Origin of the sequence: Azohydromonas caseinilytica (assembly GCF_012927045.1) — a bacterium.
GTDB lineage: Bacteria > Pseudomonadota > Gammaproteobacteria > Burkholderiales > Burkholderiaceae_C > Azohydromonas > Azohydromonas caseinilytica.
Map to the genome: position 1 here is coordinate 134,941 of NZ_JABBFW010000008.1, position 25,876 is coordinate 160,816.

The following is a 25,876-nucleotide window of genomic DNA, read 5'->3' on the forward strand; positions in this document are numbered from 1 at the left end:
GCCCCGCGCAACGGGGAGAAGAGCAGGGCGAGTGCGGTTGCAGCAGCAACCGCAGCCTGAACGCCGCCAGCCCTCACCCCTGCCCCTCTCCCGCTGCGCGGGCGAGGGGAAGCGACGGCCCCAGCCTGACGGGCCACCCAAGAGATCCAACAACCGTCTTCCCATGCCTATTGCCCAGCCGCTGTCCCGCGGCAGCGGCCTCGTGCTGCATCCCACCTCGCTGCCCGGCCCGCACGGTTCGGGCGACTTCGGCGCCGGCGCCTACCACCTCGTGGATTGGCTGGAGGCCGGGGGCCAGACGCTGTGGCAGATGTTGCCGCTGGGCGGCATCGGGCTGGGACACTCGCCCTACATGAGCAGCTCCGCCTTTGCCGGCAACGTGCTGCTGGTGGACCTGTACGAGCTGGAGCGCCGTGGCTGGCTCACGGCCGAGGAACTGGCGCCGCCGGACTTCCCGTCCAGGCGCGTGGACTACGAGCGCGTCATCCCCTGGCGCATGGAGCGCCTGGCGCGCGCGGCGCAGCGCTTCGCGCAGCGGGCCACGGCGGCGGAGCGCGAGGAGCTGCAGGCCTTCCGCGGCGCCGAGGCCACCTGGCTGCCGGACTACGCGCTGTTCATGGCGCTGGCCGAGGCGCACGAGGGGCGCGCGTGGATGGACTGGCCGGCGGACCTGGCCTGGCGCGAGCCGGCGGCGCTGCGCGCGGCGCGCGAGGCGCTGCGCGAGCGCATCGCCTTCTGGGAGTTCGCGCAGTGGTGCTTCCGGCGCCAGTGGGAGTACCTGCACCGCTACGCCGGCGAGCGCGGGGTACGGCTGGTGGGCGACATGCCCATCTTCATCGCGCTGCAGAGCGCCGATGTGTGGGCGCATCCGGAGCTGTTCGAGCTGGGCGCCGACGGCCGTCCGACGGTGGTGGCCGGCGTGCCGCCGGACTGCTTCAGCGCCGAAGGGCAGCGCTGGGGCAATCCGCTGTACCACTGGAGCGCGCATGCCGAGGAGGGCTACGCCTGGTGGACCGAGCGGCTGCGCCGCACGCTGGCGCTGGTGGACATCGTGCGCATCGACCATTTCCGCGGCTTCGCCGGCTACTGGGAGATCCCGGCCACGGAGCCCTCGGCCATCCACGGCCGCTGGCGCCCGGGCCCGGGTGCGGCGTTGTTCGAGGCCGCGGCGCGCGCGCTGGGGCAACTGCCCGTGATCGCGGAGGACCTGGGCCTGATCACGCCGGACGTGGAGGCACTGCGCCGGCGGCTGGGCTTTGCGGGCATGCGCGTCCTGCAGTTCGCCTGGGGCGACCCGGCCGCGGGCGGCGAGCCGCGCTTCCTGCCGCACCAGCACGCGCGTGACGCGGTGGTCTACACCGGCACGCACGACAACGACACCACGGTCGGCTGGTGGGCGAGCGCCGACGAGGCGCTGCGCCACCACCTGCGCGAGTACCTGGCCACCGACGGGCGCACCATCCACTGGGACCTGATCCGCGCCGCCTGCGCCAGCGTGGCCGACTTGGCGCTGTTTCCGATGCAGGACGCGCTGGGCCTGGACGGCACGCACCGCATGAACCGCCCCGGCACGGCCACGGGCAACTGGGCCTGGCGCTTCGACTGGACCATGGTCCCCGGCGACACCGCGGCACGGTTGCGGCGCATGGCGGCGTTGTATGGGCGACTGCCGGGGGCGGACGGGCTTGGCGCCGCGACCTGATGCCAATCTGCCCTTTTCAGTGAAGCAGGCTTTTTGCCCCCGCGAAGCCTGTGCCCGCGCAGGCTGGGAGCGGGTGTCCACGAATAACGGGAGGCATCCCGGGCAGCGTGAATGTCCGCCAGCACAAAATTCTGTCCGGGGAATTTGAGATCGGTGTTTTGCTGGCGACTGCGCTACGCAGCGACGTCAGCCCCCAAGTCGTTATCCCGGCGCAGGCCGCGGTTCACACGCACCGTGGCAGTGGTCTGGCCGATGTCGATATACACCAATGCAGTGCATCAAGAGAGGCATTGGGGTATTCGTGGGGCCTGGCTCTCGCCGGGATGGCGTTGTTTCTCCTGGGCCTGTGTTTGCGCAGGCCTCCATGAGCCAAGCAACCGCTTTTTCCCGATTTTCCAGAACAGCAGTGCGCCTGCATACGCATGGCGAAGGGATGGGCGGGCCTTGATCAGGACAAAGAAAAATGCCGCGTGCGGCTCTTGCCCGTCACGCGGCTGGAAATCGAGGCAGTGTTCTCAGCCTTGAATCGAATTTGAAAAAACCAGCCGAAAGAAAACTCAGCGGCCGGCCACGATGGAGTTTCGCCGCCGCAGCGCCGCGCCGATGACGCCCACCCCGCACAGCATCAGCGCCCAGGTGCCGGGCTCGGGCACAGGCACCGGCGAGGCGACGAACGAGACGCGCTGGCCGTCGAACAGGCCGGTGCCGACGATCTGGCCGCGCTCGTTGATATCGGCCGCGCTGACCAGCGTCCAGCGGCTGGCGTCGGGGCCGGCAATGAGGCGGTTGAGGTCCGTGCTCTGGCCGTCGCGGTAGACAAAGGCATGCAGGGCGCCGTCCACCACGGTATTGCCCACCACCCAGCCGCGCTGGTTGAGCGCGTTGGAGCCGGCGGCGGAAAAGCCCAGGTAGCTCTTGCTGCCGTCGCTGTTGCGCAGCAGGTAGCCTCCTCCGTCCACGCTCAGGATCTGGCCGTTGTCGTTGACCGCATAGGCGTCGGACAGGCCGTCCAGGAACGAGGCGCGGCCATTGCGGTAAATGAAGCCCTGCGTCGCCTCGCCGCTGACCATGGCCCGGCCCACGATGACGCCGTTGCGGTTGACGCCGGTGGCAAATGCCGCGCGCGCGCCTTCCAGATCGAAATCGACATATCGGCTGATCTTGCCGTCGTAATAGAAATTCTTGTCGCCGATATTGCCCACGGCCTGCCCGGAACTGCTCAGCGCCCGGCCCATGCCCCAGTTGCCCGGGTCGGGGTTGATATTGAGCGCGCCCTTGGGGCCGTATAAGAAGGGTTGCGTCTGGCCGCTGGCGGTATTGGCGTTGTAGAGCACCTGGCCGCGGTTGTTGATGGCCACCGGTACACTGGAATTGCCGCTTTGCGGCAGGAAGCTGAAGCCGTCCTTGTTGTAGATGAATGAGCGGGAGCCTGCCGAGTTTTCGGAATACCCTGCGACGTCGCCGCGATTGTTGATGCCTACCGCATTGAAGCTGGCGCCGCCGTCGAGGCCGGGGAGCATTTCAACGCGATATTGGGGCGCGGCCTGCGCGCCCAGGCTCGTCCCCAAGACTGCGGCGAGCGTTGCGGCAATTCGATAGGGCATGGCTTGTCTCCCAGGAAAGCCGCAGCATAGGCAGCGTCCGGGACGGAACATATGCCGCGTACATGGGTCATCCCAGGCCTGTACAGGCGGTCGATTTACTTCTGCAAAATTCGGATACAGCATCGCCCCTAAATGGGCGGACGACCGGCTGCAAGTTTTGAAACATCCCGGAATCAATATTGCGGCCTGGATGCCAAGTCGAGCTTGCATAGGCGCTTTGTCCTGGTGAAGCCAGTACAAATCTCCTGGAACGATCCCGTGATGTTTCCCTGGTCGCCTTGCGCTGGCGCATGGACCATCTTCGCAACCCGCCGCAACGCCTGGATGACGGGCGCAGGGCCAGGAGCCGGGGCGGTGCGGGCTCGACATGACCTGGGAGGAACTTGCATGCGCAACGTTGTGGTTCACGTCACGGCCGGTGCCAGTTTGACCGCCCTGCTGCTGGCCTGCGGAGGGCTGCGTGGTGGCGAGGAAGGCAACGTGTTCCAGGAGGCCCGGGGCCGCGGGCCGGGGCTGTCGCTGCGGGCCGAGGCCTCGGCCCGTGACCAGGTGGGCGGCCGCGAGCGCATCACGCTGACGCTGCGCAACGACGGCGTCGAGACCGCCACCCACATCCGGCCGCTGGCGCTGCCCTCGCACCTGCAGCTGCTGCACGACGGCTGCACCGCGGAGCCGCTGCCCTCCGCGGCCAGCTGCAGCTACACCCTGGCCCTGGACAAGGCCGCCGCGCAGATCGGCCCGCTGGCGCTGCAGGTGCGCTACGACTACGCCGACATGCTCGACCGCAGCGCCGGCACCACGCTCAACGCCCTGGAAGGGCCGGCGCTGCTGGCCGCCCGGGATGCCGCGGACTGAGCCCGGCCCGCGACCGCCCTTGACATGACGCCCGCCCTGCCCGTGCCGGCAGGGCGGGCGTTTTCGCGTCGGGCCGCAGGCGCGGTCCGGGCGTGGCGCCGGGGCCTCAGCGCCGGCCCAGCATCTGCGCGATCAGGAAGGCCAGCTCCAGGCTCTGCGAGCCGTTGAGCCGCGGATCGCAGGCGGTCAGGTAGCGCGCCGCCAGCCCCTCGTCGGTGAGCGCCTGTGCGCCGCCGCGGCACTCGGTGACGTCCTGGCCCGTCATCTCGAAATGCACCCCGCCGGCATGGCTGCCCTCCTGGGCGTGCACGGCGAAGAACTCGCGCACCTCCTGCAGGATGCGGCCGAAGTCGCGCGTCTTGAGGCCGTTGGAGGCGGTGACGGTGTTGCCGTGCATCGGGTCGCAGCACCACACCACGCTGCGGCCGGCCTGGCGCACGGCGCGCACCAGCGCCGGCAGCGTCTGCGCCACCTGGCCCGCGCCCATGCGGCTGATGAGCACCATGCGGCCGGGCTCGTTGCCCGGGTCCAGCACGTCGAGCAGGCGCAGCACGTCCTCGGGGCGCGCCGTGGGCCCCAGCTTCACGCCCAGCGCGTTGTCCAGCCCGCGCAGGAACTCCACATGCGCGCCCGCCGGGTCGCGCGTGCGCTCGCCCAGCCACAGCATGTGCGCTGAGCCGCCGTACCAGCGGCCACCTTCGGCCGGGCGCGCCAGCGCCTGCTCGTAGTGCAGGTGCAGCGCCTCGTGCGAGGTGTAGAACTCCACCTCGCGCAGCTGCGGCGTGCCCGCGTCGAAGCCGCAGGCCTCCATGAAGGCCAGCGAGTCGGTGATGCGGTCGGCCAGGGCCTCGAAGCGCTCGCCTTGCGGACTGGCCTTGACGAAGTCCGCCGTCCAGCGGTGCACCTGGTGCAGGTCGGCGAAGCCGCCGTGGGAGAGCGCGCGCAGCAGGTTCAGCGTCGCGGCCGAGTGCGAGTAGGCCGCCAGCAGCCGCTGCGGATCGGGCTGGCGCGCCGCCTCGGTGAAGGCGCCGGCGTTGACGATGTCGCCGCGGTAGGAGGGCAGCGTCACGCCGTCCTGGGTCTCGGTGTCGGAGGAGCGCGGCTTGGCGAATTGCCCGGCGATGCGCCCGACCTTCACCACCGGGCACTTGGCGGCGTAGGTCAGCACCACGGCCATCTGCAGGATGACGCGGAAGGTGTCGCGCACGCTGGCTTCGCCGAGCTCGTCGAAGCTCTCGGCGCAGTCGCCGCCCTGCAGCAGGAAGGCATCGCCGCGCGCCACCGCCGCCAGCCGCTGGCGCAGCGCGGCGATCTCGCCGGCAAAGATCAGCGGCGGCCGGCCGGCGAGCTGGCGCTCGGTCTCCTGCAGCGCCGCGGTGTCGGAATAGGCCGGCAGCTGGCGCGCCGGGCGCTGGCGCCAGCTGGATACGGACCAGGGCATGGACATGGCGGATCTCCTCAACGGGTGTGTTCGTGTGTGGCAGCGCGCCGCCAGCGGGGGCACGCCACGGGTGCGGCCAGGGTAGCGCGGCAGCTCGTCAACAATGAGCGTCCCTGACCTGGAGCGCGCGGTGACTCTCAAAAGCCAATGGAAGCGGTGGTTGCTCGCCGTGCTGCTCTACGCCGCTGCCACGGGCATGAATTTCGTCCTGCAGCCCGTGGCCGGTGGCCGGATTCCCTTGTTGCCTTACTTTCCCGCGCTGGTGCTCACCGGCCTGTATGCCGGCGCCGGCCCGGCCGTCGCCCTGCTGGTGGCCGCGGTGCTGAGCGTGGTGGTGTTCTGGGTCGAGCCGGCCGGTGTGCTGTGGCCGATGGCCCAGCCCTCGGACCTCATCATTCCCGTGCTGTTCCTGATCGCCGGCGGCATGGTGGCCGGCGTGGCCTCGTGGGCGCGCCGGCTGCTGCGGCAGGACCGCGACAACCGCCAGCGCCTGAACATGGCGCTGACGGCCGGGCGGATGGCGGCCTGGGAATGGCACATCGGCACGGGCGCGATGCAGTTCTCCGAAGGCGCCGAGGCGCTGTTCGGCATGACGTGGCGCCATGTGGACGAGGCCTGGCCGCTGGGCCATCCGGATGACGTGGAACGGGTCCGGGGCGTCATCGAGCAGGCGCTGCGCGAGGGACGGGACTACCGCTTCACGAGCCGGATGATCCGGGCCGACACCCGGGAGCTGCGCTGGATCGAGACCACCGGCTACGTGCATCGCGACGCGCACGGCCGGGCCGTGCGCGTCTCGGGCGTGACGGCCGACGTGACCGAGCGGCAGCGCGCCCTGGAGGCCAGCCAGGCGGCCGAGGCGCGTCTTCAGCTGGCCCTGGAGAGCGGCAAGGTCACGGCCTGGGAGTGCGACGCCGAGCGCCGCTACATCTGGATTCACAACACGCGCCTCGGTCTCAAGCCGGCGGACGTGGTCGGCCGGCGCCTGGGCGACGTCATCCCGAACGAGGCGCACCGGCAGGCCATCGACCGCGTCTACGCCGGCGGCGAGCCGCAGCAGTTCCAGATCGAGGGCGAGTTCCGGGGCCAGCCCTACCACCTGCTGTGCTCGGTGCGCGCCGAAAAGGACGCGGCCGGCCGCGTCACGCGCGTCATTGGCGCCTCGGTGGACGTGACCGAGCTGGCGGCGGCGCAGGCGCAGCTGCGCCGGGAGAGCCAGCGCAAGGACGCCTTCCTGGCCACGCTGGCCCACGAGTTGCGCAACCCGATGGCACCGATCCGCTACGCCGTGGCCATGCTGGGCGAGAACACGCCGGCGGCGGTGCGCGAGCAGGCGCGCGCCATCATCGGCCGCCAGGCCGCGCACATGTCCCGGCTGCTGGATGACCTGCTGGACATGAGCCGCATCACGCGCAACGCCATCGAGCTGCAACGCGAGCTGCTGGACCTGCGCGGCGTCATCGGGCAGGCGGTGGACGGCGTCCGGCCGGCCTATGCCGAGCTCGGCCACCGGCTGGTGGTGTCGTCGCCGCCGCAGCCGGTGTGGGTGGATGGCGACTCGACCCGGCTGCAGCAGGTGCTGGGCAACCTGCTGGACAACGCCGCCAAGTACACGCCGCCGGGCGGCGAGGTCACGGTGCGCCTGGACCTGCAGGGCGCCGAGGCGCTGCTGAGCGTGAGCGACAACGGCCTGGGCATCGAGCCGCGCGACCAGGCGCAGGTCTTCGAGCTGTTCTCCCAGGTGCGCCCGCCCGGCCACGGCGGCACGGGGCTGGGCATCGGCCTGGCAGTGGTGAGGCAGCTGGTGGAGCTGCATGGCGGGCGCATCGAGCTGCACAGCGCGGGCGCCGGTCGGGGCAGCTGCTTCACGGTGCGGCTGCCGCTGGCGCCGCGCCAGGAAGAGCCGGCCGAGCCGGCGCCGGCAGCCAAGGTGGTGAGCCTGTTCCCGCGCGGCCCCGCGGCGCTGATCGTGGACGACAACCGCGATGCCGCCGACAGCCTGGCCGTGCTGCTGCGCGCCAACGGCTTCACCGCCAGCACCGTCTACGACGGTGCCGCCGCACTGCAGGCCTTCGACGCGCTGCGGCCCCAGGTGCTGCTGCTGGACCTGGGGCTGCCCGACATCTCCGGCCTGGAGGTGGCGCGAACGATCCGCCGGCGGCCGGCCGGTGCGGCGGTGACGCTGGTGGCCATCACCGGCTGGGGCCAGGACAAGGACCGCCAGCAGACGCGCGAGGCCGGCTTCGACCAGCACCTGGTGAAGCCGGTGGACCCGGCGCAGTTGCTGGCGCTGCTGCGCCCGCTGCGGCCCCCTACGGGCACGGCGGACGCGGGGTAGCGCCGCCGGGGCCGCCGGCTATGCCGCCGCGGCCGTCGCTTCTTCCGCTTGCTCCAGCACCCGGCGCAGCCCGGCCACCGCCGCGCGCAGCTGCTCGGCCGAGAAGCCGCCGAAGCCGAACATCAGCCCGTGCCGGCGCCGCTCGGTCGCGTACATGGGCGAGACGGCGCGCAGCGCGATGCCGGCATCCAGCGCGGCCGCGGCCACCGCCACGTCGTCCAGGCCCTCGCGCAGCCAGCCCACCAGGTGCATGCCCTGGTCGCAGGGCTCCAGCGTGATCCACTCGGACAGCGACTGCTCGATGGCCGCGATCAGCACCGCGCGCCGCTGGGCGTAGGCGCCGCGGATGCGCCGGATGTGGGCCTCGAAATGGCCCTCGCGCATGTAGGCCGCCAGTGCCTGCTGCTCGGCCGTCGGCGAATGCCGGTCCATGAGCACGCGCAATCCGGCAAAGGCTTCCACCAGCGGTTCCGGCATGACGGCGTAGCCCAGGCGCAGCGAGGGGAACAGCACCTTGCTGAAGGTGCCCAGATAGATCACGCGGGCCGGGTCCAGGCTCTGCAGCGAGGGGAAGGGGTGCCCGGCGTAGCGCAGCTCGCTGTCGTAGTCGTCCTCGACGATCCAGGCGTCCTGCCGCTGGGCCCAGGCCAGCAGCGCTTGGCGCCGCGCCATGCTCAGCGGCATGCCCAGGGGGTGCTGGTGCGAGGGCGTGACGAAGGCGGCGCGCGCCTGCGGGCAGGCCGCCGCGGCCAGCGCGACGTCCATGCCCTGGCGGTCCACCGGCACGCGCAGGGCGCGCACGCCGAACTCCTCCACCAGCGCGGTGAGCCCGGCATAGCCCGGGTCCTCGACCCACACCGCGTCGCCCGGCGACAGCAGCACCCGGCCGGCCAGGTACAGGCCCTGTTGGGTGCCGCCGGTGATGAGCACCTGCTCCGGCTCGCAGTGCACCGCGCGGGCGCGGCGCACGTAGTCGGCCACTGCCTCGCGCAGCCCGGCCACGCCGCGCGGGTCGCCATAGGGTGCGGGCGCACCCAGGCGCGAGGCGCGCACGCGGTTGCCCACACGCCGCCACTGCTCGTCCGGCGCCGCGGCGCCGCCGGGGATCGCGATCGCGAACGGCACTGCCGGCAGCGCGGCGAGCTGGCGCGCCATGGCGGCGTAGCGCAGCGCCTGGGGCGGGAGCTTGGGCGCGGCGGGCGGCCGGGCCGCCGTGTCACCGGGCGCGGCGCAGTCCCAGGCCTGTACGGGCAGGACGACCCGGGTGCCGGCGCCGACCTGGGCTTCCAGGTAGCCCTCCGCGATCAGCTGCTCGAAGGCCTCCATGACCGTGCCGCGCGACAGCCCCAGCGATGCCGCCAGCGTGCGGGTGGACGGCAGCAGCTCGCCGGCCTTGAGCTCGCCGCGGGCGATGGCCGCGCGCAGGCCCTGGGCCAGCTGCCGCCCCAGGGCGCCGGCCTCGCGGTCGAAGGCGCCCAGCGACGGGATCTCGATGCTGCGGCGGGTCCGGGACATGAAAGTGGCCTGCTCGGAAGAGGTGAAAGTGGCTCTCAACTTTATGCCACTGCCTTCGCAGAATGCGGGCCCAGGACAGTGATTCGAAAGGCCCGCCATGCACCACTACACCGCCCACGTCGTCTGGAACCGCGGCGACCAGGACTTCCTGGACAACCGCTACAGCCGCCGGCACCTGATCGAGTTCGACGGCGGCGCGGTGCTGCCCGGCTCCTCCTCGCCGCACGTGGTGCGGGTGCCGCTGTCGGACCCGTCCGCGGTGGACCCGGAGGAGACCTTCGTGGCCTCGCTGTCCAGCTGCCACATGCTCTGGTTCCTCTCCATCGCCGCGGCCCGGGGCTTCCGCGTCGACCGCTACGCCGACCGGGCCGAGGGCGTGATGGAGAAGAACGCACAGGGCAAGCTGTACATGTCGGCGGTCACGCTGCGCCCGCAAGTGAGCTTCTCCGGCGAGCGGCTGCCGGGGCTGGAGGAGTTCCAGGCCATGCACCACGAGGCCCACGCGGAATGCTTCATCGCCAACTCCGTGCTGACCCGGGTGCGCTGCGAGCCGGTGCTGGCGGCCGGCTGAACACGGACGCCACCCGGACCCGAGTCCGCCCGCCGGCGGCACCCAACGACCCACCACCGAGAGAACGAGCCATGTACTGCCCCGCCGCCTTCAGGGAAGAACGCCTGGACGTGATGCACGCGCTGATGCGTGCCCATCCATTGGCCACGCTGGTCACGGCCGGGGCTGGCGGGCTGCGGGTCAACCTGCTGCCCTTCAGCCTGGCCGAGGACGGCGGCAAGGGCGTGCTTCGCGCCCACCTGGCCCGGGCCAACGATCAGGTCGCGGCGCTGCGCGAGGGCGCACCGGCGCTGCTGGTGTTCCAGGGGCCGCAGGCCTACGTGGCGCCGGCCTGGTATCCCTCGAAGGCCGAGCACGGCAAGGTGGTGCCGACCTGGAACTACGCGGCGGTGGAGGTGCGCGGCACGCCGCGGGTCATCGACGACCCGTCCTGGGTGCGCGCGCAGATCGAGGCCCTGACGGCGCAGCAGGAGCAGGGCCGCCCCGATCCCTGGCAGGTGCCGGACGCGCCCGGGGCCTTCATCGACGGCCTGCTCAAGGTCCTGGTGGGGGTGGAGATCCCGATCGGGCACATCGAGGGCAAGTGGAAGGTCAGCCAGAACCGCTCCACCGCCGACCGGCAGGGCGTGGCGCAGGGCCTGCGCCGCGAGGGCGTGAGCGAGGCGATGGCGCGGCTGGTGGACCCGGCCTGAGCCACTCTCGCCCGCCAGTGAGGTATTCCGTTCGTCCTGAGGTATCGAAGGATGAACGGCCCTCACCGTGGCGCCGCCATCGCAGCCTGTCGGATTCGTGCTTCGATACCTCAGTACGAACGGGTCATTTCACGATCAAAGTGGAATCGGAATGAACCGCTACCGGCTGGCGGCGGCGAGGCTGCTGCCGTACACTCAACTTAGCCCGCTAAGTAAAACCGTTGCCGAAGCGGGTGGCTGCACGACCGCCCAACCTCGAACCTGCTCTTCTCATGGCCAAGCTCCAACTCTCGGTTGCCCTGGGCGATTACGACCGCACCCGCCCGTTGATCGACGGCCGCGTGCTGATCGACGGCGTGGACCCGGTGTACATGACGCTGAGCCCCGAGGAGACCTTCTTCCGGGCCATGCGCAGCCAGGACTTCGACATCACCGAGCTGTCGCTTTCCAGCTACCTGGTCAAGCAGGCGCGGGGCGAGTGTCCCTACATCGCGGTACCGGTGTTCCTGTCGCGCGCCTTCCGCCACACCTCGATCTACGTGCGCAGGGACCGCATCAAGCGCCCGGAGGACCTCAAGGGCCGCCGTGTCGGCGTGCCCGAGTACCAGCTCACCGCCATCGTGTGGGCCCGGTCCATCCTGCAGGACGACTTCGGCGTGCGGCCCGAGGATGTGACCTGGGTGCGCGGCGGCATCGACATGGCCGGACGGCCGGAGAAGATCGCGCTGCAGCTGCCGCCCCAGGTGCGGCTGGAGAACGCGCCCGAGGGGCGCACCATCTCCGAGCTGCTCGACAGCGGCGAGATCGACGCCTTCATCGCGCCGCGTCCGCCCAGCGCCCACATCCTCAAGCGCAACCCCGACATCGGCTGGCTGTTCGCCGACCCGACCGCGGCGGCCAAGGATTACTACCGGCGCACGGGCGTGTTCCCGATCATGCATGTGGTGGGCGTCCGCAACACGCTGGCGGCACAGCATCCGTGGCTGCCGGCGGCCGTGTTCAAGGCCTTCAGCCAGGCCAAGGCCCTGGCGCTGGAGGCGCTGTCCGACACCTCGGCCACCAAGGTGACGCTGCCCTTCGTCGAGGAGCAGCTGAAGGCCGCGCGCGAGACGCTGGGGGAGGACTTCTGGTCCTATGGCGTCGCGGGCAACCGCGCCACGCTGGAGACCTTCGCGCGGCACCACCATGCGCAGGGCCTGTCGGCGCGGCTGGTGGCGGTGGACGAGATGTTCCACCCGGCCACCTGCGAGTCCTACGTCGTCTGAGCCCGCGCGGGCCCGCGCCGATGCCGATGCTGGAGCTGGGTGCCATGGCCACGGGCGACGGCTGGGCCTGGGCGGCGGGACTGGGTGCCGTGCTGCTGGGCGCCTTCGTCAAGGGCACGCTGGGCATCGGCATGCCGCTGGTGGCGGTGCCGCTGCTGTCGCTGGGCATGCCGGCGACGCAGGCCATGGCGGTGATGGCCATGCCGGTGCTGGTGTCCAACGCTTGGCAGGTCTGGGACAGCGGCGTGTCGCGGCACAGCGTGCGGCGCTTCCTGCCGCTGATCGCCGCGTCGATGGCGGCCACGCTGCTGACCGTGCCGATGATGCTGGCGCTCTCGGCGCGGGCGCTGAACCAGATGCTGGCGGCGGTGGTGCTGGGCGCGCTGGTGCTGCTGTGCCTGCCGCTGCGCCTGGAGGTGCCGCCCGAGCGCGAGCGCTGGTGGAGCGTGGGCGTGGGTACGCTGTCGGGCGTGCTGGGCGGCGTGTCCTCGCTGGCCGGGCCGGTGATCGTGAGCTACCTGGTGTCGCTGCGGCTGCCGCGCGAGGTCTTCATCGGCAGCATCAGCGTGATCTATCTCGCCAGCGCGCTGCCCTTGTACGCCTCCATGGCGACGCATGGGCGCCTGGGCGCGGCCGACCTGGCGCTGTCGGCGCTGGCGCTGCTGCCCATGGCCGCCGGGCTGGCGCTGGGGCAGCGGCTGCGCGGCCGGCTGGGCGAACGCTGGTTCCGGCGCGTGCTGCTGGGCTTCCTGGCGGCGGTGGCGCTGGTGCTGGCCCTGCGCTGAGGGCAGGAGCGACACATGCGCACGCAACGGAAAAACAGCGGCCGGCCCGATGCGGGTGAAACCGGGAGGGCGGCGGGCTTTGAGAAAATGCGCGGGCCCGCCACTACGCCTGCTGCCGTGTCCACTTCCAAAGCCGATCTCGAACGGGAAAAGGAGATTGCCCGCCGCGTGCTGCGCCATTGGCACGAAGCCGTGCCCAACGACCGCATGGCGCACCTCATCAAGGACACCATGCGCGCCTTCGACCGCTCGCTCAAGGCGCGGCTGGCGCGGCACGAGGTGCAGATGGGGCACTGGACCTTCCTGCGCATCCTGTGGGAGAGGGACGGGCTGACCAAGCGCGAGCTCAGCATCGAGGCCGGCGTGGCCGAGCCCACCACCTTCATCGCGCTGCGGGCCATGGAGGCGCTGGGCTACGTGTCGATGGAGCAGCGCCCCGACAACCGCAAGAACGTCTACGTCTTCCTTACCGACAAGGGCCGCAAGCTCAAGAGCGTGCTGGTGCCGCTGGCCGAGGAGGTCAACGCCATCGCGCTGCGGGGCATCCCGGCTGCCGAGGCCGCCGCGGCGCGGCGCGCGCTGTTGACCATGCTGGACAACCTGGCGCGGGACGCGGCGGGCGGGGAGTAGGGCGCGCGGGGCGCCCCGGGCCTCTCAACGCTGCTGCAGGCGGGCCTCCCGCGCCAGCTGCTTCCACAGGTTCCATGGCCGGTCCACCTGGCCTTCGGTGGTATGCCCGGCCGCCGCCTCTTCCGGCGTGAGGTACGTGACCTCGCCCAGCGGCAGCGACTGCAGCAGCAGCTTCGCGTTCACCTCGGTGTAGACCGCGCGGTAGACGGCCAGGCGCAGCGAGGGCGCCACCACCGTGCAGCCATGGCCGCGCATGAGCACCACGCGCTCCTCGCCCAGCGCGCGCACCAGCGCGGTACCCAATTCGCGGTTGCGGATCAGCAGGTCGGTGGCGGCGCCGGCGTGGTCGCGGATCTCGAACACCGGCGGCCCCTCGCCCAGGAAGCCGCACATGTGGCAGGCCGGGCGCAGCCGCGCGCCCCGGACGATGCCGAAGGGCAGCACCGCCGGCGAGTGGTTGTGCACCACCGCCATCACGTCCGGGCGCGCCTTGTAGATCTCGCTGTGGATGTAGCGCTCCAGGTACGGGCGCGGCGCGTCGGCCGCCACGGCCTCGCCGGTGGCGACGTCGTACTCGACGATGTCCTCGGCCGCGACCTGCGCCGGCGCCATGTTGCGTGCCAGCAGGAAGCGGTCGGGACGCTGGTCGTGCCGCACGCTGACATGGCCGAAGGCGTCCACGATGCCCTGGTGAAAGAGGATGTGGTTGGCATCGACCAGGTCGGCGATCAGTTCGGGATGGGGAGCCTTGTCCTGCATGGCGCTCACTCCGGCTGGATGTTTTGCTGGCGGATGAAGCCGGCCCAGCTCTGCTGCTCTTCCTTGAGCGAGGCCGCGAACTGCTCCGGCGTGTCCACCACCGGCACCAGCGCCTGCTGCTCCAGCTTCTGCGCGTTGGCCGGCACCTGCATCGCCTTCTGGATCTCGCCGGCGATGCGCTTGACCAGCGCCGGCGGCGTCTTGGCCGGCACCATCACCGAGAAGGCGGTGAAGGCCTTGATGCCGGGCACGCCGGCCTCGGCCAGCGTGGGCACGTTGGGCAGCAGCTTGCTCTTGTCGGTGATGGCCAGCGCCGTGAGCTTGCCCGCGTCGATGTACTGGCGCACGCTGGCCAGGTCGGTCAGCATGAACTGCACGCGGCCGCCGAGCAGGTCCTGGTAGGCCGGCGCCACGCCCTTGTAGGGAATGTGGTTGAACTGCGCGCCGGTGGCGGCCTCGATCATGCGCACGCCGATGTAGAGCGGGCTGCCCACGCCGGCGCTGCCGTAGAACAGCGTGCCGGGCTCGCGCTTGCCGCGCTCCACCAGCTCGCGCAGCGTCTTCACGTTGGCGCCGGGGTTGGCGACGATGACCATGGGCGCGATCACGCCGCGCGTCACCGGCGCGAAGTCGCGGAACACGTCGTAGCTCAGCGTCTTGTACAGCGCCGGGTTGATGCCCAGCGAGGAGTTGGAGGCCACCAGCAACGTGTAGCCGTCGGGCGGTGCCTTGGCCGCGTAGGTGGCGCCGATGGCGCCGCTCGCGCCGGGCTTGTTGTCCACCACGAAGCTCTGCTTGAGCTGCTCCGTCAGCGCCTGCGCCAGCAGCCGGCCGTAGGTGTCGGTGCCGCCGCCGGGCGAGGAGGGCACCACCACCGTCACCGGCTTGGTGGGCCAGTCGCCCTGGGCCTGCGCCGCGCCCAGCCCACAGCCCAGGCCCGCGGCCAGCAGCAGGGCGCGGCATGCCGTCGTCCACTTCATCCCGTTGTCTCCAGAAATCTGAAAATACATAGCCCCCTAAGGTAAACGTTGGAGGGAGCCATGCACACCTTGGCATACCCGGGGTTGATCAAAAGCGCAGCGTGCCGCGGCTGCTAAGGTGTGCCGTTTCGGTGCGCGGCCCGCGGTGGCCCAGGGAGAGGTGTCTTGAGGAGCGAGCGGGTGTGCGTCTACATGCTGGCCTTCTGGTCCGGCTGCTTCGTGATGGCGCTGGAGCTGCTGGGCGCGCGGGCGCTCAGCCCGTTCTTCGGCTCGGGCATCTACGTCTGGGGCGCGGTCATCACGCTGTTCATGCTGTCGCTGTCGCTGGGCTATCTCATCGGCGGCACGCTGTCGGCGCGCGATCCCAGCCTGGCACGGCTGAGCGCGCTGGTGCTGCTGGCCATGGCGGCGGCACTGCCCTGTGCGCTGGCGCCCGATGCGATCCTGGAATTCGTCGCGGCACGCGTGGAGGATGCGCGCTACGGCGCGCTGGCCGGCTCGGTGGCGCTGTTCTTCCTGCCCATCACGGTGTCGGGCACGGTGTCGCCTTACGCCGTGCGCCTGCTGGTGGACCGGCTGGGCTCGGCGGGCCAGGTGGCGGGCTGGGTGTTCTTCGTCTCGACGCTGGGCAGCACGCTGGGCACGCTGGCCACGTCCTTCTACCTGGTGCTGATCTTCGATCTGGACCAGATCATGGCCGGGCTGCTGGCGGCCTCGGCGCTGTTCGGCCTCGCGGGGCTGCTGGTGGCAAGAGGAGGGCGCGATGTGGCGACGGCCTGAAGCGTGGTTGGTTGCGCTTGCACTGCTGGGCGGCGGCGCCGCCTGGGCCGAGCAGGTGATCCACACCGAGAAGTCGGCCTACCGCAACATCCTGGTCTACGACAGCGAGGACCGGCGCTGCATGCAGTTCGGCCGCGACGCGCGCGTGGCGCAGACCTGCATCTCGCTGGCGAACCCCGACGAGCTCAAGTTCGACTACTACCGCATGCTGCTGGGTGCGCTGTACCTGGGGCCGGCGCCGCGGCGCGTGCTGGTGATGGGCCTGGGCGGCGGCGTGATGGTGTCGGTGCTGCAGAAGCTGCTGCCGCAGGCCCAGATCGACACCGTGGAGATCGACCCGGCCGTGGTGCGCGTGGCCGGCAGCCATTTCAAGTTCGTGCCCGGGCCGCAGACCTGCATCAGCACCGAGGACGGCCGCGTCTTCATCAAGCGCGCGCTGCGCCAGGGGCGGCAGTACGACCTGATCGTGCACGACGTGTTCGATCACTCGTACATCCCCGAGCACATGATCACCAGGGAGTACTTCGCCGAGCTGCACGGCGTGCTGGCGGAGCGGGGCGTGATCGCCACCAATACCTTCTCCTGGTCCAGCCTGTACGCGGCCGAGTCGGCCACGCACTTCAGCGTGTTCGGGCCGTTCTTCAACCTGGTCAATCCCAAGCGGCACAACCGGGTGATCCTGGCGCGCAAGGGCGGGCTGCCGCCGCTGGCCGAGGTCAAGGCCCGCGCCGCCGAGCTCGACGGCCCGCTGCGCCGCTTCGGCGTGACGCCCGAGTGGCTGCTGCCGCTGTTCGCCGCTGACACCCGCTGGCCCGAGGGCACGCGGGTGCTGACCGACAAGTTCGCGCCGGCGAACCTGCTGAACGGGCGCTGAGCGGCGGCTCAGCAGCGCCGTTGCCGGCTCAACCGGCTTGGGACAGGCGCTCGACGGTGTCGCGGATGAGGAACCCCGCGATGCTGAAGCGCGGCGGGATGCCGGGCAGTGCGTCCAGCGGGTACCAGCCCGCATCCTCGATCTCGTCGGGCTGGGGCACGATCTCGCCGCCGGCCCACTCGGCGGTGAAGGCCACCATCAGGCTGTGCGGGAAGGGCCAGCTCTGGCTGCCGAAGTAGCGCAGGTTCCTGACCTGCACGCCGACCTCCTCCTCGACTTCGCGCGCCACGCATTCCTCCAGCGTCTCGCCCGGCTCCACGAAGCCGGCCAGCGCGCTGTACATGCCGGGCATGAAGTGCGGCGCGCGCGCCAGCAGCAGCTCGCCCGGGCGCCACACCAGCGCCATCATGGCCGGGCTGATGCGCGGGTAGGCGGTGTGGCCGCAGGCCGGGCAGACGCGCGAGCGCTCGCTGGCGCTGCGCTCGGTGGCCGTGCCGCACACGCCGCAGTGGCGGTGCGTGCGGTCCCACTCCAGCACCTGCGCCGCGCGGCCGGCCAGCGCCATCAGCGGCGCCGGGAACTGCATCATGGCCGCGCGCAGCGGCACGGCGCGCCAGCCGGCGGGCACGTCCGGCAGGCTGGCGGCCCAGCAGTCCAGGCCGTCGAGGCGGCCCAGGTAGTGGCGTGAGGCCGCCAGGGCACCGAAGCCCGGTCCCGGCGGCAGTGCCGGCGTTTCGCTGCCGTCATCGGGCAGCAGCAGCTCCTTGCCGACGAAGGCGAAGTGCCAGCCCAGCGCGCTGGGCTGGCCGGGGGGGTGGTGGGCGGGTGTGAAAAGCATGGGGTCCTCTTGGGCATCCTGGGCCGCGGTGGCGGCCGTCACGGCCGCAAGCATGGCACCAGTGGCACCAGTGGCGCGGGAGGACCCGGCCGCTCAATGCGCGCCCACCACGCGGGGCGGCGGATGCATGGCGGTGCGCCGGCGCAGGGCCAGCACGGCCACCATCGCGCCCACCATGGGCAGCGCGAACACGTAGTACAGCTTCGCTGGCGTCCAGCCGCCGTCGAGCAGCATGCCGGCCGTCAACGGGGCAACGATGGCGCCGACGCGGCCCGCCGCGATGGCCCAGCCCAGGGCCGTGGTGCGCACGGCGGCACCGTAGACCACCGGCGCGATGGCGTACAGGCCGGCCATGGAGGCGAACAGGAACAGCCCGATGGCAAAGGCCGCCGCGAACGCCAGGTTCAGGTGACCCGTGACGGCCGCGAAGGCGGCCAGGCTCAGCGCGGCCAGCAGCATGCTGCCCGCCACCAGCGGAACCAGGCGCAGGCGCACGGCCAGCACGCCCAGCAACGAGCCGCCCAGCATGCCGCCGATGTTGAGCAGCACCCCGCCGGTGATGCCCTGCTGCGCCGACAGGCCCGCAGCCACGAGCAGCTTCGGGGTCCAGCTCAGCGCGAAATAGAAGCTGAACATGAGCAGGAAGAAGGCGGCCCAGATCGCGGCCGTGGCGCCCGCCAGCTCGCCCTTGAAGAGGCTGCTCACCTTGCCGCTGGCCGCCGCGCCGGCGCCGGTGGCCGCGACCGGCAGCTCCGCCAGGGCGGGCTGCCCCATCTTGAGCAGTTGGGTGTTGAGCCGCTGCAGCGCATTGCGCGGCCGCCGCGCCACCAGGAAGTCCACCGACTCCGGCAGGCGCCACAGCACCACGGGAATCATGACGGCGGTGACCACGCCGCCGAACACGAACACCGAGCGCCAGCCGTAGTGCGACAGCAGCCACGCGGCGATCACGCCGCCGACGGTGGCCCCCAGCGGATAGCCGGCCGACTGCAGCGCGATGTTGGTGCTGCGGTACTTGGCCGAGGAGTACTCGGCGGTGATGACCGTCACGCTGGCGAGCATGCCGCCGATGCCCAGCCCGGTGAGCGCGCGCATCGCGGCCAGCTCGACATGGCTGCCGCTGAGTGCCGACAGCAGCATGCCCACACTGATGAGCACCAGGCACAGCAGGATCACCGGCTGGCGGCCCCAGCGGTCGGCCATGGGCGCCAGCAGCAGCGAGCCCGCCGCCATGCCCAGCAGTCCGGCGCTGAACAGCACGCCGAGCTCGGCGCCGCTGAGCCGCCACTCGGCCGACACGCTGGCGGCCGTGAAGGCCATCACCAGCACGTCGAAGCCGTCGAGTGCGTTGAGCATGACGCATATCGCCACGGCGACCCACTGGAAACGGCTCATGGCGCCCTCGTCGAGCGCCTGTCTGAAATCTCGGGCCATGCGACTTCTCCCGCGAGAAGAAAAAGCGGGCGCGCCGGCACCGCCGGCCACGCCCGGAACATACCGCCCGCGGGCGGCTGGGTGGGGTAAAGGAATCAGCCCGCGTCGGGCTGTTGCGCCGGCGCGGCGCGGCGGAAGGCGTCGAGCCGGGCGCAGGCCTCGTCCACGGCCCGGATCAGCGGGTAGGGCGACAGGTCCACCTTGAAGCGGCGCGCGCTCTCGACCTGGGGCACCAGGTACACATCGGCCAGCGTGGGCGCGTGGCCGAAGCAGAAATCGCCGCGCGCCTTGTCGGCCGCCAGCAGCGCTTCGATCGCCTCGAAGCCGGCGCCGATCCAGCTCGCGCACCAGACATTCACCGCCGCCTCGTCGGCCCCGAACTGCCTGCGCAGCGTCTCCAGGATGCGGCGGTTGTTGATGGGGTGGATGTCGCAGCCCACGATCGCGGCCAGCGCGCGCACGCGGGCGCACTCGTCCGGATCGCGCGGCAGCAGCGGCGGCTCGGGATGCGTCTCCTCCAGCCACTCGATGATGGCCGGCGACTGGATCAGCACCCGGCCGCCGTGCTCCAGCGCCGGCACCAAGCCCTGCGGGTTCAGCGCCTTGAAGGCCGGCCGCAGGTGCTCCTCGGTGCGCAGGTCCACCGGCACGTAGTCCGCGTCCAGCCCCTTGAGGTTGAGCGCGATGCGCAGCCGGTGCGAGGTGCCGCTGCGGAAGAAGCTGTAGAGCTTCATGACTTCGGCCACCCCGGGCTCACTCGGCCGCGCCGATGGTCAGCGCGATCTCGCCCACGCCCTCGACGCGGCCGGTGATGCGGTCGCCGGGCACCACCGCGCCCACGCCCTCGGGCGTGCCGGTGTAGATCAGGTCGCCGGGCTGCAGGTGATAGAAGAGCGAGAGGTCGGCAATGAGCTCGCGGATGTTCCAGATCAGCTTGTCCACGTCAGACTCCTGCTTGACCTGGCCGTTGACGGCCAGCGCGATCTCGCCCTTGTCGATGACCACGCCGGGCATGGGCACGACCTCGCCGCACACCGAGGAGTTCTCAACGTCCTTGCCCAGGTCCCAGGGGCGGCCCTTGTCGCGCGCCACCAGCTGCAGGTCGCGGCGGGTCATGTCCAGGCCGCAGGCGTAGCCGTAGATGATCTCGTGCGCATCTTCGGCTTTCACGCGGAAGCCCGGCTTGCCGACGACGAGCACCAGCTCCATCTCGAAGTGGAAGTTCTTGGTTTCGGGCGGGTAGGCGATGGTGGCGCCCGACTCCACCAGCGTCTGCGGCGCCTTGGTGAAGTAGAAGGGGCGCTCGACCGACTTGTCCACCGGCCGGCCCATCTCGACGGCATGCGCGTGGTAGTTGCGGCCCACGAAGAACAGGCGGTTCACCGGCAGGCGCGCGGATTCGCCGCGCACGGGCAGCGAGGGCAGGGCGGGCGGGGTCCAGAGGTAGTTGGCTTGGGTCATGTCGGTTCTTTCCAAGGTGAGGAACGAGCGGGCCGGCGCGCGGCGCGCCCGTGGAGAGCTTGAGTGAGGCGCCGGCTTCAGCCGCGGTTCTCGAACACGCCCAGCTTCTGGTGCAGCGGCGTTTCGTCGGCGATGAAGAGGAAGGCGGGCTCGGTGGCCGAGGCATTGGCGAGGGTGACCTCGCTGTAGCCCGGCGCGCAGCAGGTGTCGGCCTCGGCCAGCTTGAAGGTCTCGCCCTCGATGCGCGCCTGGGCGGCGCCTTCGATGAGGTGGAACACACAAGCGGGCGAGCGCACCGGCAGCCGCAGCGTCTGGCCCGGGCGCAGCATCAGCGCGTAGAAGCCCAGGATGTTCTCGGCGGCGGCGCCGGTCTCCGGGTTCACGTAGCCCACCTGCACCGCCTCCAGCTCGGGCTGGTCGGCGGCCAGCGCCTGCAGCGCGCTTCGCGTCTCGGTCCAGGGATAGCGCAGCATCGGGTAGGCCTTGGCCGAGCGCTCGAACACCGGCATGGGCACCACGCCGCCGCGCGTCCAGGCGCGCTCGCCGTTGCCTTGCTTCACCACCTGGCGCGCGCCGTCGATGTGGTAGCTGGCCTCCATGTAATAGACCAGCGGCAGGTCCAGCACGTCGAGCCAGACCACGGGCTCGCTGCCGTCATGGCCGTGCTCGTGCCACAGCCCGGTGGGCGTGAGGATCAGGTCGCCGCGGCGCATGACGCACTTCTCGCCGTCCACGGTGGTCCAGGCGCCTTCGCCTTCCACCACCATGCGCACCGCGTTGGGCGTGTGGCGGTGCGAGGGCGCCCACTCGCCGGGCAGCAGCAGCTGCATGCCCAGGTACATGGCGGCGCTGGCCTGCATCTTCTCCAGCCCGTGGCCCGGGTTGGCCAGCACCAGCACGCGGCGCTCGGCCTTCTCGATGGGCGTGAGCTCGCCGGCCTGCAGCAGCAGCGGGCGCAGCGCCTGGTAGGACCAGTGCGTGGGCCGGGTGTTGGGGCGCGGCTTGCCCGGGGGCAGCACCGCGCGCAGGCTCGGCCACAGCGGCACGAGGTTCTGGTCTCTCAAGGCCTGCACGTAGTCGGCGGGCAGGTCTTCGAGGCGGCCGAGTTCGTTCATCGCTCGTTCTCCTTGTGTGCGGTGTTCAGTGCTGGTCCGCCAGGCAATTGCCCACGTTCCAGCCGTAGAGCCATTCCATGGCGTCGTAGAAGCGCTCGGGCGTGCGGCCCTTCCACAGCTGGTTGCGCACCAGGCGCTCCACGCCCTTGGCGTGGTAGATGCGCCCCATCTCGCGCGAGGACAGCACGATGCGGGCCGTGCGCGCCACGCGCGAGCGCTGGTACAGGTCGAAGGCCTTGTCGAGGTCGTTGTCGTGCACGCGCAGCGCCTCGCCCAGCGTCACCGCGTCCTCCATCGCCATGCACGCGCCCTGCGCCATGTACTGCGTGGTCGGGTGCGCGGCGTCGCCCAGCAGCGTGACGCGGCCGTGGGTCCACTGGCCGATGGGCTCGCGGTCGGCGGTGGCCCAGCGCTTCCAGCTCTTGGGCAGGTCGATGAGCTGGCGCGCCTTGGGGCAGATGCCCTGGAAGTAGCTCTGCACCTCCTCCTTGCTGCCCTCGCGCACGCCCCACTCCTCCTGCTCGCGGCTGTGGAAGGTGACCACCACGTTGTACTGCTCGCCGCCGCGCAGCGGGTAGTGCACCAGGTGGCAGTTGGGGCCGACCCAGATGCTGGCGGCGTTCCACTGCAAATCCTTCGGGAAGTCCTTCTTGTCCACCACCGCGCGGTACACCACGTGGCCGGTGACGCGCGCCGGGTCGCCCACGTACTGCTGGCGCGCCACCGACTTGACGCCATCGGCGCCGATGAGCGCGACGCCGCGGTGCGCGTTGCCCTTCTGGTCGATGACGGTCACGCCCTCGGCGTCCTGCTCGATGCGCTCCACGCGCGTCGAGGTCAGGAACTCGACCCGCCCGGTTTCCTGCGCGCCTTCCAGCAGCGACAGGTGCACGTCCACGCGGTGGATCACGGCGTAGGGGTTGCCGAAGCGCTGCCGGAACGCCTCGCCGGTGGGGATCTGGCCAACCTGGACCTCGTCCAGGGCGTCGTGCATGACCATGTAGTCGGTGTAGACCGCGCGGCCGCGCGCCTTCTCGCCCACGCCCAGCGCGTCGAAGGCATGGAACGCATTGGGGCCGAGCTGGATGCCCGCCCCGATCTCGCCGATCTCCGGAGCCTGCTCCAGCACCTTGACCTTGAAGCCCCGGCGCACCAGCGCCAGCGCCGCCGCCAAGCCACCGATGCCGCCGCCGGCCACCAGGATCGGAAGTTCCATGTTCGTCGTGCCCATGCCTGTCTCCTGTCAAAGAACGCTGAAAGTCAGCACACTGAAGATTAGTGTAGGTTTGATTAAGATGGATCAAATCGGTACTTACCCGGAGCCCGCGATGGCGGGCCGGTGCGCCCGCAACGCGGAGCCGCGCCGCGTCTAGCGGCCCTCGGGCGTGCCGCGCGGCGCGCGGCTGAGTTCGTTGTTGGCCTCCACCAGCGTGCGCAGCATGCGCAGGAACAACGGCCGCTCCTCCGGCGGCAGCGGAGCCAGGATGCGCTGCTGCACCCGCTCCACGCCCGGGCCGATCTCGCGCAGCAGGGCCCGGCCGGCTTCCGTGGTGCTGAGCAGCCGCACGCGCCGGTCCTGCGGCGAGGGATTGCGCACCAGCAGGCCCTGGCGCTCCAGGCGATCCACCACGCCGCCGGTGGTGGAGGTGTCGAAACCGATGGCCCGCGCCAGCGCGCCCTGCTCGATGTCGGGCATGCGCGCCGCGGCGTTGAGCGCGGCGTACTGCACCGGCGTAAGGTTCCAGTCCTTGAGCTCGTCCATGAACAGCGCCACCGCGATCTGCTGCAGGCGACGGATGAAATGGCCGGGCAGGTCGTCCAGCGTGGGCAGGGGCAAGTCGTTGGTCTTCATGGCATCGCTTCTCGTAAACCCGCAATGATCCACGTCAATGAATCAACTATGCTGAAAGTAAGCACACTGATTATCCGCGTGCAACCGAAAGCCGCATTGGTGAATTCCCGCCGGCGGCCATTCCACTGATGGAGACCCCCATGACAGTTCCTTTCCCTGCTCGCCGTCGCCACCTGCTGCTGGTTGCCGCCGCCGCCTCGCTGCTGGCCGGCACGGCGCAGGCCCAAACTGCCGCCTTCCCGAACAAGCCGGTGACGATCTTCACGGCCTTCGCTCCGGGCAGCGGCCCGGACGCGGTGCTGCGCCTGGTGAGCGAGAAGCTGTCCAAGACCTGGAACCAGCGCGTGCTGGTGGAGAACCGCCCGGGCGGCGGCGGCTTCATCGCCATCGACGCGGTCAAGACCAAGCCGGCCGACGGCTACACGCTGCTGCAGCTCGACTCCGAGCACCTGGCCGCGCTGCCGCACCTGTACAAGTCGCGCGGCTTCGAGACGCTCAAGACCTTCGAGCCCGCCGCCATCCTGTTCCGCACGCCTTTCATGCTGGCCGTGGCGGCGGACTCGAAATTCAAGACGGTGGCCGACGTGGTGGCCGCCGCCAAGGCGGCGCCGGGCAAGGTCAGCTACGGCTCCTGGGGCGTGGGCAGCCCGGGCCACCTGGGCGGCGAGGAGCTGCAGATGCGCACCGGCACCGAGATGCAGCACGTGCCCTACCGCGAGGTGTCGCAGCTCTTCACCTCGGTGGGCGCGGGCGACGTGTCCTGGAGCTTCGGCTCGCTGCCGTCCAGCCAGGGCGCGTTCAAGGCCGGCAAGCTGCGCTACATCGCCATCGCGGCGCCCAAGCGCATCCCGCAGCTGCCCGACGTGCCGACCATGGCGGAGGCCGGCGGCCCGGCCATGGACGTGAACTCCTTCGTCGTGCTGGTGGCGCCGCGGGGCCTGCCGGCCGCCGTGCGCGACAAGATCCACGCCGACGTGGCCAAGGCCGTAGCCGAGCCCGACGTGCAGGGCCGCTTCAACACCTTTGCCTTCGAGACGCTGAGCTGGTCGCCCGACGAGATCGGCCGCCAGGCCGCCGCCAAGTCGAAGATCTACGGCGAACTGGCCAAGCGCAAGAACATCAGCCTGGAGTGACGCAGCACCCGGTCCGGCGCCGCGTCCCGGGCACTGTCCTGGTGCACTTTCGGACAGCGCTGCCCGTTGTTTGAGCAAAAAAAGCGACACCCAGGCCCGACAGGGGCTTGGCGCCGTTATCAGCAGGCTGCCCACAGGCTTATCCACAGATCCTGGGGGAAACCCTGAAGTCGGTGGTGGCGCCGTGCACCTTTCATGGGCTTGTCACCTGCGTGTGGGCAGGCCGGGGCCCGGCCTCAGTTCGGATACAGCCCGCGCACCCGCGCCTGCAGCCGCGCCAGGCCGAACAGGGTGTCGATGTTGGGCGTGGGCACGTCGAGCTGGCGCGCCAGCTGCAGCACGGCGCCCACCAGCGCGTCCAGCTCCACGGCGCGGCCGGCGTCCACGTCCTGCAGCATCGAGGTGCGGAAGGCGCCGAGCTGGCGCGTGACGGCGTGGCGCGCCTCGGGGTCGGCGTCGATGGGCAGGCCCAGCTTCGCGCCCAGCGCCGCCGCCTCCCGCATGCAGCGCGACATGAAGGCGCGCACCAGCTCGTCGTCGAGGATGCGGTCGCCCGTCGCGCCGGTGAGGGCGGAGATGGGGTTGACCGTCATGTTGCCCCACAGCTTGAACCAGATTTCCTGCTGGATGGAGGCGGCCGGCTGCACCTCGAAGCCCGCGTCGCTCAGTGCCTGGATCGCGGCCCGGGCGCGCGGCGTGTCGGCGCCGCCGGTGGGCTCGCCCACGATCAGCCGCTTGCCCGCCACCGGGCGCACCGTGGCCGGCGCCTCCACCGCGGCCGACAGATGCGTGACGCAGCCGATCACGCGCGAGGGCACGATGGCCTGCGACAGCGCCCCGCCCGGGTCCACCGCGTCCAGCCGCAGCGAGGCCAACTTGGGCGCCAGGCCGTGGCAGAACCACCAGGGCACCCCGTTCATGGCCGAGAGCACCGCCGTGTCCGGGCCCAGCAGCGGGGCGATCTCGCGCGCCACCGTGGGCAGCCCGGTGGTCTTCACCGCCAGCACCACCAGGTCCTGAGGCCCCAGCTCGGCCGGCCGCCCGGCCGCGGCCAGCGGTACGCGCGTGGTGCTTTCGCCTTCGACCAGCCCGAGCCCGTCGCGGCGCACCGCCTCCAGCGTGGCGCCGCGCGCCACCGCGCTGACGGTTGCGCCGCTGGCGGCCAGCCGCGCCGCGATCAGGCCGCCGATGGCGCCCAGGCCGTAGATGCAGATGCGCATGGGAGTGAGCCCTTCTGTTGCGATGCGCCAAG

General features: G+C 71.0%; 24 protein-coding genes. 11 read left to right on the forward strand and 13 right to left on the reverse strand.

Features of this window, described 5'->3' with window-relative positions:
* Positions 1 to 163: 163 nt before the first annotated feature.
* Positions 164 to 1,702 carry a 4-alpha-glucanotransferase gene (gene malQ, locus HHL10_RS13685; protein WP_169160926.1) on the forward strand — a complete coding sequence of 513 codons (1,539 nt, stop codon included), beginning with the start codon at positions 164 to 166 and terminating at the stop codon, positions 1,700 to 1,702.
* Positions 1,703 to 2,259: 557 nt separating this feature from the next.
* On the opposite strand, the gene HHL10_RS13690 is transcribed toward malQ, so the two are convergent.
* Complete coding sequence (locus HHL10_RS13690) at positions 2,260 to 3,516, reverse strand: PEPxxWA-CTERM sorting domain-containing protein (protein ID WP_169160927.1); 1,257 nt, start codon at positions 3,514 to 3,516, stop codon at positions 2,260 to 2,262.
* Positions 3,517 to 3,693: 177 nt separating this feature from the next.
* On the opposite strand from HHL10_RS13690, the gene HHL10_RS13695 reads away from it, so the two are divergent.
* Positions 3,694 to 4,161, forward strand: coding sequence for a hypothetical protein (locus tag HHL10_RS13695; protein ID WP_169160928.1), 468 nt, complete (start codon positions 3,694 to 3,696; stop codon positions 4,159 to 4,161).
* A gap of 106 nt (positions 4,162 to 4,267) precedes the next feature.
* Here HHL10_RS13695 and HHL10_RS13700 read toward each other — a convergent pair whose 3' ends face one another.
* Positions 4,268 to 5,608: a class II 3-deoxy-7-phosphoheptulonate synthase gene (locus tag HHL10_RS13700; RefSeq protein ID WP_169160929.1), complete on the reverse strand. Its 1,341-nt coding sequence runs from the start codon at positions 5,606 to 5,608 to the stop codon at positions 4,268 to 4,270.
* A 163-nt stretch (positions 5,609 to 5,771) separates the two neighbouring features.
* Between HHL10_RS13700 and HHL10_RS13705 the strand changes: the two genes are divergently transcribed.
* Positions 5,772 to 7,940: an ATP-binding protein gene (locus HHL10_RS13705; protein ID WP_310734598.1), complete on the forward strand. Its 2,169-nt coding sequence runs from the start codon at positions 5,772 to 5,774 to the stop codon at positions 7,938 to 7,940.
* Positions 7,941 to 7,958: 18 nt separating this feature from the next.
* Here HHL10_RS13705 and pdxR read toward each other — a convergent pair whose 3' ends face one another.
* Positions 7,959 to 9,455: a MocR-like pyridoxine biosynthesis transcription factor PdxR gene (pdxR, locus tag HHL10_RS13710; protein ID WP_169160931.1), complete on the reverse strand. Its 1,497-nt coding sequence runs from the start codon at positions 9,453 to 9,455 to the stop codon at positions 7,959 to 7,961.
* A gap of 97 nt (positions 9,456 to 9,552) precedes the next feature.
* Here pdxR and HHL10_RS13715 point away from each other — a divergent pair, with 97 nt between their 5' ends.
* The 5 genes from HHL10_RS13715 (at position 9,553) to HHL10_RS13735 (ending at position 13,398) form a co-directional block, all read left to right on the forward strand.
* A complete protein-coding gene (locus HHL10_RS13715) occupies positions 9,553 to 10,026 on the forward strand; it encodes an OsmC family protein (protein ID WP_169160932.1) in 474 nt (157 codons plus the stop codon).
* Between the two features lie 71 nt (positions 10,027 to 10,097).
* The gene (locus HHL10_RS13720; RefSeq protein ID WP_169160933.1) at positions 10,098 to 10,718 is read left to right on the forward strand and encodes an FMN-binding negative transcriptional regulator; all 621 of its coding nucleotides are present in this window, start codon (positions 10,098 to 10,100) and stop codon (positions 10,716 to 10,718) included.
* Positions 10,719 to 10,990: 272 nt separating this feature from the next.
* Positions 10,991 to 11,983: a substrate-binding domain-containing protein gene (locus tag HHL10_RS13725; protein ID WP_169160934.1), complete on the forward strand. Its 993-nt coding sequence runs from the start codon at positions 10,991 to 10,993 to the stop codon at positions 11,981 to 11,983.
* 44 nt (positions 11,984 to 12,027) lie between these two features.
* A complete protein-coding gene (locus tag HHL10_RS13730; RefSeq protein WP_169160935.1) occupies positions 12,028 to 12,768 on the forward strand; it encodes a sulfite exporter TauE/SafE family protein in 741 nt (246 codons plus the stop codon).
* 207 nt (positions 12,769 to 12,975) lie between these two features.
* A complete protein-coding gene (locus tag HHL10_RS13735) occupies positions 12,976 to 13,398 on the forward strand; it encodes a MarR family winged helix-turn-helix transcriptional regulator (RefSeq protein ID WP_235971468.1) in 423 nt (140 codons plus the stop codon).
* Positions 13,399 to 13,422: 24 nt separating this feature from the next.
* Here the strand turns inward: HHL10_RS13735 and HHL10_RS13740 are convergent, their stop codons facing one another.
* Positions 13,423 to 14,157 (reverse strand): class II aldolase/adducin family protein, encoded by a 735-nt coding sequence (locus HHL10_RS13740; protein WP_169160937.1) that lies wholly within the window; start codon positions 14,155 to 14,157, stop codon positions 13,423 to 13,425.
* A 5-nt stretch (positions 14,158 to 14,162) separates the two neighbouring features.
* Positions 14,163 to 15,137, reverse strand: coding sequence for a Bug family tripartite tricarboxylate transporter substrate binding protein (locus HHL10_RS13745; RefSeq protein ID WP_169160938.1), 975 nt, complete (start codon positions 15,135 to 15,137; stop codon positions 14,163 to 14,165).
* A gap of 165 nt (positions 15,138 to 15,302) precedes the next feature.
* Between HHL10_RS13745 and HHL10_RS13750 the strand changes: the two genes are divergently transcribed.
* Positions 15,303 to 15,917 carry a fused MFS/spermidine synthase gene (locus tag HHL10_RS13750; RefSeq protein WP_169160939.1) on the forward strand — a complete coding sequence of 205 codons (615 nt, stop codon included), beginning with the start codon at positions 15,303 to 15,305 and terminating at the stop codon, positions 15,915 to 15,917.
* A 7-nt stretch (positions 15,918 to 15,924) separates the two neighbouring features.
* Positions 15,925 to 16,791 carry a spermidine synthase gene (locus tag HHL10_RS13755; RefSeq protein ID WP_169160940.1) on the forward strand — a complete coding sequence of 289 codons (867 nt, stop codon included), beginning with the start codon at positions 15,925 to 15,927 and terminating at the stop codon, positions 16,789 to 16,791.
* Between the two features lie 28 nt (positions 16,792 to 16,819).
* On the opposite strand, the gene nudC is transcribed toward HHL10_RS13755, so the two are convergent.
* The 7 genes from nudC to HHL10_RS13790 all read right to left on the reverse strand — a co-directional run bounded on the left by nudC (position 16,820) and on the right by HHL10_RS13790 (position 23,491).
* On the reverse strand, positions 16,820 to 17,629 hold the full coding sequence (gene nudC, locus HHL10_RS13760; protein ID WP_205833033.1) for an NAD(+) diphosphatase: 810 nt from the start codon (positions 17,627 to 17,629) through the stop codon (positions 16,820 to 16,822).
* Positions 17,630 to 17,722: 93 nt separating this feature from the next.
* On the reverse strand, positions 17,723 to 19,063 hold the full coding sequence (locus tag HHL10_RS13765; RefSeq protein WP_169160942.1) for an MFS transporter: 1,341 nt from the start codon (positions 19,061 to 19,063) through the stop codon (positions 17,723 to 17,725).
* A 95-nt stretch (positions 19,064 to 19,158) separates the two neighbouring features.
* Positions 19,159 to 19,797 carry a maleylacetoacetate isomerase gene (gene maiA, locus HHL10_RS13770; RefSeq protein ID WP_169161086.1) on the reverse strand — a complete coding sequence of 213 codons (639 nt, stop codon included), beginning with the start codon at positions 19,795 to 19,797 and terminating at the stop codon, positions 19,159 to 19,161.
* A 19-nt stretch (positions 19,798 to 19,816) separates the two neighbouring features.
* On the reverse strand, positions 19,817 to 20,524 hold the full coding sequence (locus HHL10_RS13775; protein WP_169160943.1) for a fumarylacetoacetate hydrolase family protein: 708 nt from the start codon (positions 20,522 to 20,524) through the stop codon (positions 19,817 to 19,819).
* A gap of 77 nt (positions 20,525 to 20,601) precedes the next feature.
* The gene (locus tag HHL10_RS13780; protein ID WP_169160944.1) at positions 20,602 to 21,639 is read right to left on the reverse strand and encodes a cupin domain-containing protein; all 1,038 of its coding nucleotides are present in this window, start codon (positions 21,637 to 21,639) and stop codon (positions 20,602 to 20,604) included.
* Positions 21,640 to 21,664: 25 nt separating this feature from the next.
* Complete coding sequence (locus tag HHL10_RS13785) at positions 21,665 to 22,870, reverse strand: 3-hydroxybenzoate 6-monooxygenase (protein ID WP_205833034.1); 1,206 nt, start codon at positions 22,868 to 22,870, stop codon at positions 21,665 to 21,667.
* Positions 22,871 to 23,008: 138 nt separating this feature from the next.
* The gene (locus tag HHL10_RS13790; protein WP_169160945.1) at positions 23,009 to 23,491 is read right to left on the reverse strand and encodes a MarR family winged helix-turn-helix transcriptional regulator; all 483 of its coding nucleotides are present in this window, start codon (positions 23,489 to 23,491) and stop codon (positions 23,009 to 23,011) included.
* 140 nt (positions 23,492 to 23,631) lie between these two features.
* Here HHL10_RS13790 and HHL10_RS13795 point away from each other — a divergent pair, with 140 nt between their 5' ends.
* On the forward strand, positions 23,632 to 24,624 hold the full coding sequence (locus tag HHL10_RS13795; RefSeq protein ID WP_169160946.1) for a Bug family tripartite tricarboxylate transporter substrate binding protein: 993 nt from the start codon (positions 23,632 to 23,634) through the stop codon (positions 24,622 to 24,624).
* 236 nt (positions 24,625 to 24,860) lie between these two features.
* On the opposite strand, the gene HHL10_RS13800 is transcribed toward HHL10_RS13795, so the two are convergent.
* The gene (locus HHL10_RS13800; RefSeq protein ID WP_169160947.1) at positions 24,861 to 25,844 is read right to left on the reverse strand and encodes a 2-dehydropantoate 2-reductase; all 984 of its coding nucleotides are present in this window, start codon (positions 25,842 to 25,844) and stop codon (positions 24,861 to 24,863) included.
* Positions 25,845 to 25,876 lie beyond the last annotated feature (32 nt).